A 12,892-nucleotide genomic window follows, 5' to 3' on the forward strand; every position below is an offset into this window, starting at 1 on the left:
CCAATATTGAGCTTATTTTTTATCCGGTCTCGTAGGTCTTACCTCAATTTTGCTAGGTAAGGTACGTGGGTTCATTTTTAATAAATCCAGAACAAGTTCACCAATATCTTCGGGCTGAATCTTCCAAGCATCTTTTTCGTCCGGTTCGTTACCAGCAAAATGCGTAGCAACAGAACCTGGCATAATGGTAGAGACCTTAATATCATACTTGCGTAAATCCAGCATTACCGCTTGGGTAAAACCTACTACGCCAAATTTGGTGGCATTATATCCCGCTCCCGAAGCAAAAAAGTTAGTGCCTGCCAAACTGGCCAAGGTTATGTAATACCCTTTTGATTTCTTAAGCGCTTCTACCGATGCCTTTAGGGTGTGGAAAACACCGTTTAGATTGGTGTCTATCATCTTGTGCCAAGCATCATCTTCTAGCTCGTCTATAGGAGCAAAATAGCCTACTCCCGCATTAGCCAAAACCACATCTAATTGCCCCCACTTATCTAAAATCTCTTGAACTGCTGCCTTTTCATCACCAAGTTTTGAAACATCCGATACCAAACCAAGAACATTGTTTTCCGAGCCTAGTTCTTTCGCAGCTTCCTTAACAGTAGAAAGCGTTCTTCCACTTACGGCCACTCTGGCCCCTGCCTCTAATAATGTTATGGCAACTCCATACCCTATTCCTTTTGAACCTCCAGTTATATAAACTACTTTATCTTTTAAATCCATGTTTTTTAGTTTTTTATAAAAATAAATCTCTTAAAAGCGGAAAGAAAGAAGAGAGCGTTATTCTTTTCTTAAATAAGAAGTTATACGTTCTAATTTTGGGGAGAATCATTCAGATGGTACTATTTGTGCAATTTTAACAACCAAAAATGTTAATATTTGTATTGAGTCCCGCAACTAAGTGTGGATTCTGTATTTTTTCTTGTCTATGCCAGAATAGAAACCTATTTTAGAGGCTTAAGTCATCTTAAACCTGAAGTAAAAATCGTCATTTCAAAATTGAAAATGACCAAATAAAAAACTACCTCCAAGTGACTAAATTTTTAGACGATAATTTTTTATTAGAAAGTAAGCAGGCACAATCACTCTATCATGAGTATGCCATACAAATGCCTATTATAGATTACCACAACCATCTTCCGCCAAAAGACTTAGCAGAGAATCGGGTTTTTGAAAATATTACCAAAGCCTGGATTGATGGCGATCATTATAAATGGCGGGCTATGCGTACCCTTGGCATCAATGAAAAGTATATTACGGGGAATGCGACGGATCGCGAGAAATTTATGAAGTGGGCCGAAGCCGTGCCGCATACTATGCGAAATCCTTTGTATCATTGGACGCATCTTGAACTTTCAAGATATTTTGGTATCAACGAAATAATTAGCGTAAAAAATGCAGCTGAAATTTATGATGCCACTACTGAAATGCTGCAGTCTCCAGAGTTTACTTCCAGAGGGCTGATTCGTAAGATGAATGTAGATATGCTTTGTACTACGGAAGACCCTACAGATGGTCTAGAGTATCATAAGCAACTGTCAAAAAGCGACTTTAAAACAAAAGTCAGCACAGCCTTTAGACCGGACAAAGCTATTTTGATTGGAAGCGAAACCTATAACGAATATATAGAGAGTTTAGAGAAGGCTTCTAACTCCACTATCAATACGTATGACGAGCTTTGTGATGCATTGCGGAGCCGTATCGAATTTTTTAATGCTAACGGTTGTTTCGTGTGCGACCACGGTTTGTCTCATCTCTATGCTGAAGATTTTAGGGAGATAGAAGTGAAAGCAATTTTTAAGAAAAGAAGAGAAGGACACCAGGTTACCAATGAAGAAGCCGCAAAGTTTCAAAGTGCAATTTTACTGTATCTCTCGGAAACCTATCACGAGTTTGGTTGGGTGCAACAGTATCATTTAGGAGCATTACGTAACAATAATACAAGAATGTTATCCGAACTAGGTCCTGATACCGGTTGGGATTCTATTGGTGATTATACGCAAGGCGAAAGTCTTTCAAGATTTCTGGATACCCTAGATCGCAGAAACAAGCTTACCAAAACCATACTTTATAATTTGAATCCGCGTGATAATGCTTTAATGGCAACAATGGCGGGCAATTTTAATGATGGTAGCGTTAAAGGAAAAGTGCAATGGGGTTCCGGTTGGTGGTTTTTAGATCAAAAGGATGGTATGACCGAACAAATCAATACACTCTCCAATATGGGGTTGATTAGTAGTTTTGTTGGTATGCTAACAGATTCTAGAAGCTTCCTATCTTTTCCAAGACATGAATATTTTAGACGTATTCTCTGTAATCTTTTTGGTAATGAAATGGCAAAAGGAGAATTGCCCAATGATATGGAATGGATAGGCAAAATGATACAGAACATCTGCTACAATAATGCAAAAGAGTACTTTGAACTCTAATCTTTCAGGTATATGAAATTAAATTTAAAACTTGTTTTTACCTGTCTCAGTGTGCTAATTATCAGCGGCTGTGGCGAGTTAGGGGGTAACCGTACCATTCGTTTGGCACATGGGTTGGATGTAAATCACTCTGTGCACAAGGCCATGGTTAATATGGGGGAAAATCTAAAAGAGCTTTCCGGAGGCAAAATGGTGTTGGAAATCTATCCTAACCAGCAACTGGGTACGGAGCGCCAATGTTTAGAGCTTTTGCAAATAGGAAGCTTGGACATGACAAAGGTTTCAGTTGGTACCCTTGAAAATTTCGCGCCAAAAATGAAGGTATTAGGTTTACCGTTCCTTTTTAGGGACAGACAACATTCATTTAATGTGTTGGATGGTCCTATTGGTCAAGAACTCTTGAACGACGGAGAACAATATTGGTTGAAAGGTTTAGGATATTATGATGCTGGAAGTCGTAGCTTTTATACCAAAGACAGGCCTATAAATAGTCCAGATGACCTTTCTGGATTGAAAATCAGGGTAATGGAAAGCGTAACTGCCATGGATATGGTTAAAGATTTAGGAGGGTCGCCAACACCCATTTCCTGGGGGGAATTGTACACAGCATTACAACAAGGTGTTGTTGATGGAGCAGAAAACAATCCGCCTAGTTTCTATCTTTCTAGACATTATGAGGTCTGTAAGTTTTATACTTTGGATGAACATACAGTTCTGCCAGATGTGCTATTGGCAGGAACTCACTTATGGAACAGCCTTTCAGAAGAAGAACAAGGATGGTTAAAAAAAGCTGTAGACGGTTCTGTAGGATACCAGCGTAAATTGTGGGGAGAAGCAGAGGAAGAGGCACTAACAGAGGTAAAAAAAGCAGGTGTTGAAGTTATTAGACCGGATAAAACCCTTTTTTCGGAAAAAATAAAAAAATCGTTCGATAAGTATAAAGATGACGAGGTTCTCTACAAATTGATACAAGAAATACAATCAACCAAATAATATGGAATTACGGAAAAACATTGATAAAGTGTTGGCTTATTTTCTCGTTACGATTATGGGAATAATGGTCTTAAACGTACTATGGCAGGTATTCAGTAGATTTTTATTGGGTTCACCTAGCTCGTTTACGGATGAGTTGGCCAGATACCTAATGATTTGGGTCGGAATTTTAGGAGCGGCATATGTATCTGGTAAAAATCTTCATGTGGCTATTGATGTACTTCCCAAACGTTTTAGTGAGCGTTCGCAAAAGAAATTAAAATTGATTGTGCATTGGTTGGTCATTCTGTTTAGCCTTGGGGCATTGGTAATTGGGGGTTCTCGCCTAGTTTATATTACACACGTGCTAGACCAACACTCCCCAGCTTTGCAAGTGCCGTTATCTCTAGTTTATCTTGTAATTCCAATTAGTGGCGTGCTTATCATCTATTATAAACTGTCTGACCTTTTTAACGACTAAATATTATGGAGTATCTACCAATTATAGTTTTGGTCCTAAGTTTTGTAGTTCTACTGGCCATTGGTACGCCTGTTGCATGGAGTATTGCCATATCATCTGTACTTACGATGTTAGTGAGTATTCCGGTTCTACCTGCGTTTACAACGGTTTCACAAAGAATAGGAACAGGTCTTGATAGTTTTGCGCTCTTGGCCATTCCACTATTTATTCTCTCTGGAGAACTCATGAATAAAGGAGGAATTGCACACCGATTAATTGCTTTCGCAAAAACCTTGGTAGGATCCTTACCAGGTGGTTTGGCACTTATAAATATCGTTTCTGCTATGCTAATGGGAGCTATTGCGGGTTCTGCTATGGCCGCAGCCTCTGCTATGGGAAGTATTCTTGGGCCTGAGATGGAAAAAGAAGGCTATTCTCGTGAATTTGGAGCTGCCGTAAATATAACAGCTGCTACTACAGGTTTAATTATTCCACCAAGTAATGTACTTATCGTTTATTCTTTAGCAAGTGGAGGGGCTTCTATTGCAGCACTGTTTTTAGCAGGATATATACCGGGTATTCTTACAGGACTTTTTCTTATGATTATTGCATCTTTTTGGGCAAAGAAAAAAGGCTATAAAGTGGGAAAACGAAGCACTTTAAAGGAAGTTTTCAAAACTTTTATAGATGCTTTACCAAGCTTATTTATGTTGGTTGTTGTTATTGGAGGTATTGTTGCCGGTGTTTTTACCGCAACAGAAGCTTCAGCCATTGCAGTATTATATAGTCTGTTATTAGGTTTTTTCTATAAGGAGATATCAACGCAAGGGCTAACTAAAATCTTACTGGATTCCGCATCAACTACTGCAATCGTAATGTTGTTAATTGGTGCCTCTATGAGTATGTCTTGGGCGCTGTCTTATGAAAATATCCCTCAAGAGATAAGTTCCGGACTCCTTAGTATAAGTGATAATAAAATTGTAATACTTCTCATCATCAACTTACTATTGTTGTTTGTTGGGATATTTATGGATATGACCCCTGCGGTATTGATTTTTACACCTATATTTTTACCTGTGGTAACCAAGTTGGGGTTAGACCCAGTTCATTTTGGTATTATTATGGTGTTGAACCTTTGCATAGGTCTATGTACACCACCAGTAGGCTCTGTACTCTTTGTTGGGGTTGGCATTGCCAACACGACAATAGAAAAGGTAATAAAGCCATTATTACCATTATTTATAGCAATGGTAGTTGCACTATTACTGGTGACCTACATTCCTGCGCTAAGCCTATGGTTACCTAGTTTGTTTGATCTGTAGGCTGATTATTGAGTATATAGCAGACTGTTATTTGTTTGATGTTTTTGATTCACAAGCGTTAAAGAAATAGCGGTATCTTATTGAAATGTAATTTACAGTGAATTGCATAACCTAAACATAATTAAGTCCTAAACTTAAGAATATAGTAGTAGGTTGTATATGCTTCATCTTTGCCGCGCGGTATCCGGCATACGTTCTTATTTGAATTAGCTTGAATAGAATTCAGCCGATGGGGACATCGGTTTTTGGTTTCCGTACGTTTCTTAGCTCTTTTTCCTTCCTAAGAAAGTACTATACCATTTTCCCGAAGCTTTAATGGTACGTTTCAACGTATCAAAATCGATATGTACCAAACCGAATCTAGGGTAATATCCCTCTGCCCACTCAAAATTATCTGTAAATGTCCACACAAAGTAACCCGAAATTTTTAGGTCTTCCAAACTCGCTTTATGCACTTGTTTTAAGTAGCTTTTTAAATAGTTAGTACGTTCTATATCATTCACTTCTCCCGCTTCCATGGTATCTTCAAAAGCGGCTCCATTTTCGGTAATCAATATTTTTTTCACACCTTTGTAGGTGTTGAATTTTTTCAGCATTTCATAAATACTGGGAGGATGAACTTCCCAATCCATAAGCGTAGTTTGTACATTGCGTTCCGGTGCTTTTACAATCTTTGCTCTTAAATAGGGCACGGTATAGCTATGCCTAACCACCTCTCGGGTATAGTTTTGAATACCGATAAAATCAAACTCAAAAATGCTGTTTTGGGCATCTTCCGGTTGTTCGTATTTTTTAATCTTTTTAAGAACGGCTATACTCTCGTCAGGGTAACCTAGACCCAAGCTGGGTTCAAGGAAAAGTCGGTTTAAAAGGGCATCTGCTTTATCCGCTGCTTTCATATCTCTTTTACTATCCGATTGAGGTGTAATTTGCGAACAAGAGAAAGTAGTGCCAATTATGGCATCGGAGACCATTTTACGAAGCAATCTTCCTCCTAAAGCTTGGCATAGAACGGCATGGTGTATAGCAGGCAGAAAATTTTTGAGCCCTTTCTTGCCTGGGGCATGTACGCCTAAAAAATATCCTGCACCGGTGAAAACCATAGGTTCGTTAAGTACCATCCAATGCTTCACGCGATCGCCAAAGTTTTTGACGCAGATTTTTACGTAATCTTCAAACCAATCTAGTATTTTTCTATTGGTCCATCCTCCTAATTTTTCTAGGGTTTGAGGTAAATCCCAATGATATAGAGTTACCCATGGAGTTATATCGCACTTCAGGCAGAAATTAATTACATCATTATAGAATTCTATCCCTTTTTGATTTACCCTTCCTGTTCCGTCCGGTAGAATTCTGGACCATGATAATGAAAACCGATAATGTGTAATATTCATCGACTTCATTAAAAGAATATCGTCTCTATATCTATTGTAAAAATCACAGGCTATTTGCCCGTGTTGGTCCTCAAAAATGTTTCCTTTTTTGGTTACAAATTCGTCCCAAATAGACTTTCCTTTTCCGTGAATATTATGGGCGCCTTCTATCTGGTAGGCTGCAGTAGAGACACCCCAAACAAAGTCTTCTCCAAAATCGTCAGGTTGCAAGTCAAAATTTGATTGCTCAAATGTATGCGCCATTTAAGAATTTTTGTTCTTATGAACCGTTAATGATTCTTCTAAAACAGATTCAATAATCTTATCAGTAAGGTCAGGGTAGTGTACATCTATCTTGGTGTCTGTATCAATCCAAGTTTTAATTTTGTCAAGATGTTTCATCTTTAAAGATTTAATAACAGGTACTCCCATTTCTTTTAATGCGGCTGCATTGCATTGTTGCTCATATTGGCCTTTCATAGGTATGACCAGAAGTTTCTTTTGCATATATAACGCTTCGGCCGGAGTTTCAAATCCCGCACCGCAAAGCACCCCTTTACTCGTTGCCATGCTATGTACAAAGGCCTCATTGGTAATCGGGCAAATAGTAACATTCTTTGAGAAAATCTCTTTCTTATTATGCTTTGAGAAAACCTGCCACGTAACATCTTTTATTTGGGACAACATTTTAAATAGTTTTTCATCACTATAAGAAGGTAAATAAACAGTGTAGTGATTTCCCAAAGTATTTATAGCAGATCTTACATCTTGTCTTATGATAGGGGTAAATATTCTTTCGTCATAATTTTTAAAATGGAAACCATATTGCATACTGGACGGGGCGTATTTTTCCAATATGATTTTTCCTAAAGGGTCTTTTTGTTTGGGTTTTGGTGCATAACTGGATAAAACCGCAGCTTGATGACTTAGGGCCACACAAGGTAGATTCTTTTCTTTACAAGCCCATGCTGAAATTGGTTCAAAATCATTGATGACCAAATCGTACCGTTCAACCGGAATACTTCTGATTTCCTTTTTTATTCTTGCGGCATTTGTTTTTAAGTAGGTACGCCACATATCTACGCCTCCTTTTTTTCCAAAAATAAAACTCCAACCACTTAATTGATAAGTAATAGGGTAGGGTAGTTTAATATCTGCCTGTGTCCCGCTTACCAATATATCTAAGTTTATGTTCCTTTTTTGTAAAGCGGGAATAATGTCACGGGCTCTACTCAGGTGACCATTTCCAGTACCCTGTATAGCATATAGAACTTTCATCTATTGTGTTTTTTGAGGTTGGTCTTTGCTAACTTTCGAAGCCACCATATCATTGAATTCTGCCATTAAGCTTTGGAAAAGTTCTTTTTTCTCTAGCATTTCTACCGGGTCATTGCTGGCCCCGTCATAAGACTGAATGTAAATGTCTTCTTCGTAACTATAGAGTTTCCATTCTCCTTTTGTATACTCTAATGCTGTGAGGTTCTCTATCCAATCCCCTGAATTTAGATACATTACGGAGCCGTTCTCGTTTTCTATGGATTTAATTTCAGGTTGGTGAATATGGCCACAGATGACATAATCAAATTCATTTTCTATAGCAATATCCGCAGCGGTCTGTTCAAAGTTATTTATGAACTTTATGGCAGATTTTACGCTGTTCTTTATCTTTTTGGACATGGATACAGGTCCTCTTCCAAACTTTTTGTAAAAAAAATTTACAGCACTGTTTATAAGTATAAGGGTATCATACCCAATAGCGCCTAGTTTGGCCAACCATTTGGAATGTTGCATGGTGACATCAAAAACATCGCCATGAAAAATCCAGGCTTTTTTACCATGTACGGTTAGAACCAATTTATTAACAATGCTGAAAGACCCCAATTTAAACCCGGAGAACTTGCGCATCATTTCATCATGGTTACCTGTAATGTAATGTACTTTCACACCCTTTGTAATCCACTCCATGAGCAGTTTTACCACCTTCATATGAGATTTGGGCCAATACCGCTTATTGAACTGCCATATATCAACAATATCACCGTTAAGGACTACTTGTTTTGGATTTATGGATTTTAGATACTTGATCAGTTCCTTGGCGTGACATCCGTAAGTGCCAAGGTGTATGTCTGATATGACGACAATGTCAACAGGTCTTTTTTTCATTGTATAGAGGGGCGACTATGTTTTTGGATTTTCTTGAATTTCAGGGGCGAAAAATAGCTTCTAAATTGTGATATTAGAAGATTTGCCACAAGGGTAGACAGATAAATTAGAACTATTTTCATAGGTGAAAACAAGTTTGGATAAAGGTTGTTCTTTTAGTTTAATCCACCGTGAACTATAGATTAACAATTTGTTAGTTAATGTTTACTTTTAGAAGACATAATAGTTACCGTATATTTCCATCCCAGTAGATAAAGTTGAAGATTACTGAAAAGGTTTTTTGACTAGTTGGTATGGATTGGAAAGACAAAAACCGATGTAGAGACGCACATCGGTTTTACTAAACTAACTCAAACTAGATTAACTCAAATAATCACACCGCAAAATTCGGTCAAAGAGGTGGTAAAAGAGTTAACTTAATATCAAGCTATCATTATGAAAATATAGGTTCTTTAGGAAGCTGTTGATTCTACTTTCCTGACCTATGATTTACTAAACGCTATGGATACGGTACCATTTACCAATCTATTTTCATTATCAATCCCGCTAAAAACACCATCATGTCTTTCGCTGTCGTCTTTTAAGAAGTAGGTTTTAAAGTAAATATCTACATGGTCAAAGGCTATAATACCTGCAAAATTAAAACTAAAATGTACTACGGAACCTTTGTTGAGTAAATCCAGATTATCTTTTTCAAAATAGACATTCTCTGTTTGAACAATCATTTTATAATTGGTAGGCAAAATTTTGAAATAGAGTTTTTCTTCAAATCCATTAGGAAAATAGAAAGTCAACATATAGGAGCCAGTAAGGCTTTCATATATTGATGCATATGGGCTAGCTTCGGAAATTTCAAGAAAGTGCTTGGGTACTATGCTTTTGTTTACAATTCTTTTGCTCCTGATTTCCATAGCAATATACGGGGGGATAATAGGATTTTTAGACCGCTCCTCCATATCTTCCTTGGAGTCGCATCTTTCAAGAATTGTTTGCCCTGCCACGGTATTTGTGTAGATGTCAAAAGTACAGTAGGTACCTATTAAATACCTTACGTTAGAGGGATCGGTATGCCCTATGTAATAGATTTCACTGGCTCCCTCCACCAATTTGCCGTCTAACAAGGTTTTGGAATTAATGTGCAAGGTGTCTTCTCTCCGGACTATATTTCCAAAATTGTAATGCTCTTTATTCGTTCCATCTTCTTGAGGGTATACATAGGTATGCTTTATCTTTTTCCAATTGTTGGATATAATGGTTTCTCCTTTTAGGATAACATCATCCTCCCCATAGTAATAGTTTATGTAGTAAAAAGTTTTGTTTGCCTGTTCATCATACAATAGGGCAAGCTGTTTTTTTTCCTTTGATTCTTCTAGCCGGTTTTCATCAAGAAAACTATCAACGGAATGATAACCTAAGTATAAAAGTAGAACGGATTTGTAATATTGGTTGATTTTTATGACCGGTTTTCCCTTTCTAAAGTCCCTAACTTTGTCATAAAGATACTTTCCATTGATAAAATCACTTCCAATATGTTCTAAGTCTTCTTTAAGGTTTGGCTTCTCGGAATCATAATTTCCATACCCATAGAATTGCATGGATTTCGGTATCTCTTTTATACCATGCTTTTTTTTGAAGGTTTCTTTTAATTGCACTATCAAAATTTCAAAATACGCAGCGGTGAGGGGCAGACTAAAAAATTCCTGTTTTTTCATGAATTCCGATTTATGTTTTAAAATTATTAAATAAACTTTTAGTAATCGTAAATAATTGATACGAATATGTGCGAACTACTTTTATCAAACTAATTCAAAGCATATATAAGCCAGTCACTTATGAAAAAACTACTATTTATTTTAATGTTGATGCCAATCGTAATTTTGGCACAAGAAAAGACGGTAAGCGGCACCGTAAATTTTAACGGAGAGCCTTTGCCGGGGGTAAACATTGTTGAAAAAGGAACAACTAACGGGGTAACAACAGATTTCAATGGAAACTATGAGATTACCACCACTACCAATGCAGTATTGGAGATTTCGTATATCGGCTTCAAAAAACAAGAAGTAACGATAGGAGAGAACGCTACCATAAACATTGTTATGGAAGAAGATGCACAACAATTAGACAATGTTGTGGTGCAGGGCTTTGCCGGTGTAATGGGTAAATCTAGAAAGCGTACCGCTTCAATTCAGACAACTCCAGAATCCGTTACAGCCTTTAATTCTGACGGGATTGAAAAAGCGGGTATAAATAATGTAGCCAACTTTGCCAATTTAGTGCCTAACCTTAAGTTGAGCGAAAGTCAGGCTATCGGGGTAAATTCTTTAGTAATTAGAGGGATACCTCAAATTCGAAATTCTGATGCCCCTGTTGCATTTGTAATAGATGGGGTTACAATAGCAGATCCTAGTCTGTTAAATCAAGAATTGTTTGATTTGGCTTTGATAGAAGTTGTAAAAGGACCACAAGGTGCTCTTTATGGAAAGAACGCTATTGGAGGTGCCATTAATATTTACTCTAAAGAACCTACCAATACCATGCAGAATAAAGTAACCTTGGGTTATGGTAACGGTAATGCAATAACTGGAGGTTTGGTATCATCGGGAGCCGTTAAAAAGGACAAGATTTTTTACCGTCTTTCAACACAGTACAAAAATTTTGACGGTCTGTTGACTAACGAGTTTTTAGATAAAAAAGTAGATTTCAGAAAAGAGTTTACCCTTAGAGGGCAAATGATGTTTAAACTTTCATCACAATTTAAAGCAAGTGTTACGGCTCAATATATTGATTCTAAAGGTGGAGCTACATATTATTCTACAAACCCTAGTTCTGCAGACAATGATTTCTTTGCTGTTGGTTTAGATTATTTGAACCCAAATCCAGAAAAAGGGGATAACGTTATTTCGCAAGATACTTTTGGAGATTCTGAAATGCAGAATTTCTATACCAATCTTAATTTGGAATACAGTTTAGAAAATGTAAAACTACAAAGTATTACATCTTATAATAACGTGAAAAGAAAAACAGTGGGCGACCTAGATTTTATGCAAGAATTTTTTCTTGACCAGGGCGAAACGAATGATACCAAATCTTTTAACCAAGAGCTGCGGTTAACAAATAGAAAAACAGACACAAAATTTGACTGGAGCTTAGGAGGTTTTTATCAAAATATAGAGCGTCCATTTTTTCAAAGTGATTATTTTTTAAGCGATGAATGGGCCGTTACAGATTATGTTGCCACTTTTAAGACGCTGGCAGTTTTTGGTTTCTTTGATTATAAGCTAACAGATAAATTAACTGCTTCAGCAGGGCTACGTTTTGATAGCGATAGATTTGATTTGGATGATTTGTTAAATGACCAGACCGATGAGAAAAAAGAGAATGTACTCCAACCTAAAGTCTCCCTGTCTTATCAATCTACAGAAAACGTATTGCTTTATGCAAATTATGGACGTGGATATCGTGCCGGAGGGTTTAACCCAAAAGTAACCCCACTATTCAATAGGGATTTTAAAGGAGAATTTTCCGATAATTATGAGGTTGGTTTTAAAACGTCTTCTTGGAACAATCGTTTTATCTTGAATGGCTCAGTATTCTTTTCTGACTTTACCAACAGACAACAGTTTGCTATTACTGGTGATGATTTTACACCCGGTAATTTTAATTATGATAAGAGTACTATTGTTGGATTTGAATTTGACACCAAAACCAGAGTGTCTAAATATTTGGATATTTTGTTCAATTACGGATTCGTGAAATCTAAAATAACTGAAGGCGGATCTACCGGAGGCGAAAGCGGAACCGAAAGAGACCTAAATCAGTTTAATGATAAGAACACCTCCTTGGTGCCTCAAAACAACTTCAATTTAGGCTTGGCGTCAAACATTCCGTTCAATGAGAAAACTACTCTAGATCTTAGCGTGAACTACAACGGAACCGGAAAAATATATTGGGAAGATTCCAATTCGGCAGATTACACATCAGACGCGTATCAACTGTTGGATGCGCAAGCAACATTATCAATTAACAAAATTAAGTTGTCTTTATGGGCACGTAATATTTTAGATAAAAAGTATTATTTAGAATATTCTGAATCTGGATTTGGTTGGTTAGGAACACCTGCTACAGTTGGAACTACATTTACTTTTAGCTTTTAAAAAGAGATTGATAGGTAAT

Annotated in this window: 10 protein-coding genes; 5 read left to right on the forward strand and 5 right to left on the reverse strand. The window is 37.2% G+C overall.

Going from position 1 to position 12,892, the window contains the following annotated elements; all coding sequences use genetic code 11:
- Positions 1-12: 12 nt before the first annotated feature.
- The gene (locus KO521_RS16925) at positions 13-723 is read right to left on the reverse strand and encodes an SDR family oxidoreductase (protein WP_215941090.1); all 711 of its coding nucleotides are present in this window, start codon (positions 721-723) and stop codon (positions 13-15) included.
- A gap of 308 nt (positions 724-1,031) precedes the next feature.
- Here KO521_RS16925 and uxaC point away from each other — a divergent pair, with 308 nt between their 5' ends.
- Genes uxaC through KO521_RS16945 form a run of 4 tightly spaced genes read left to right on the forward strand, consistent with a single transcriptional unit; the run spans position 1,032 to position 5,183 of the window.
- Positions 1,032-2,429 (forward strand): glucuronate isomerase, encoded by a 1,398-nt coding sequence (gene uxaC, locus KO521_RS16930; protein ID WP_215941091.1) that lies wholly within the window; start codon positions 1,032-1,034, stop codon positions 2,427-2,429.
- A gap of 12 nt (positions 2,430-2,441) precedes the next feature.
- The gene (locus KO521_RS16935; protein WP_215941092.1) at positions 2,442-3,422 is read left to right on the forward strand and encodes a TRAP transporter substrate-binding protein; all 981 of its coding nucleotides are present in this window, start codon (positions 2,442-2,444) and stop codon (positions 3,420-3,422) included.
- Between the two features lies 1 nt (position 3,423).
- Positions 3,424-3,882, forward strand: coding sequence for a TRAP transporter small permease (locus KO521_RS16940; protein ID WP_215941093.1), 459 nt, complete (start codon positions 3,424-3,426; stop codon positions 3,880-3,882).
- Positions 3,883-3,887: 5 nt separating this feature from the next.
- Complete coding sequence (locus KO521_RS16945) at positions 3,888-5,183, forward strand: TRAP transporter large permease (protein WP_215941094.1); 1,296 nt, start codon at positions 3,888-3,890, stop codon at positions 5,181-5,183.
- Between the two features lie 263 nt (positions 5,184-5,446).
- On the opposite strand, the gene KO521_RS16950 is transcribed toward KO521_RS16945, so the two are convergent.
- From KO521_RS16950 to KO521_RS16965, 4 genes are all read right to left on the reverse strand, one after another.
- The gene (locus tag KO521_RS16950; RefSeq protein WP_215941095.1) at positions 5,447-6,820 is read right to left on the reverse strand and encodes a GH1 family beta-glucosidase; all 1,374 of its coding nucleotides are present in this window, start codon (positions 6,818-6,820) and stop codon (positions 5,447-5,449) included.
- On the reverse strand, positions 6,821-7,834 hold the full coding sequence (locus tag KO521_RS16955; protein WP_215941096.1) for a glycosyltransferase family protein: 1,014 nt from the start codon (positions 7,832-7,834) through the stop codon (positions 6,821-6,823).
- Positions 7,835-8,719 (reverse strand): UDP-2,3-diacylglucosamine diphosphatase, encoded by an 885-nt coding sequence (locus KO521_RS16960; protein WP_215941097.1) that lies wholly within the window; start codon positions 8,717-8,719, stop codon positions 7,835-7,837.
- Positions 8,720-9,201: 482 nt separating this feature from the next.
- Positions 9,202-10,431, reverse strand: a complete 1,230-nt coding sequence (locus KO521_RS16965) for a hypothetical protein (protein ID WP_215941098.1) — start codon at positions 10,429-10,431, stop codon at positions 9,202-9,204.
- 120 nt (positions 10,432-10,551) lie between these two features.
- Here KO521_RS16965 and KO521_RS16970 point away from each other — a divergent pair, with 120 nt between their 5' ends.
- Positions 10,552-12,873 carry a TonB-dependent receptor gene (locus tag KO521_RS16970; RefSeq protein ID WP_215941099.1) on the forward strand — a complete coding sequence of 774 codons (2,322 nt, stop codon included), beginning with the start codon at positions 10,552-10,554 and terminating at the stop codon, positions 12,871-12,873.
- Positions 12,874-12,892: the final 19 nt, after the last annotated feature.

The organism is Zobellia uliginosa (assembly GCF_018860745.1).
Taxonomy (GTDB): Bacteria; Bacteroidota; Bacteroidia; order Flavobacteriales; family Flavobacteriaceae; genus Zobellia; species Zobellia uliginosa_B.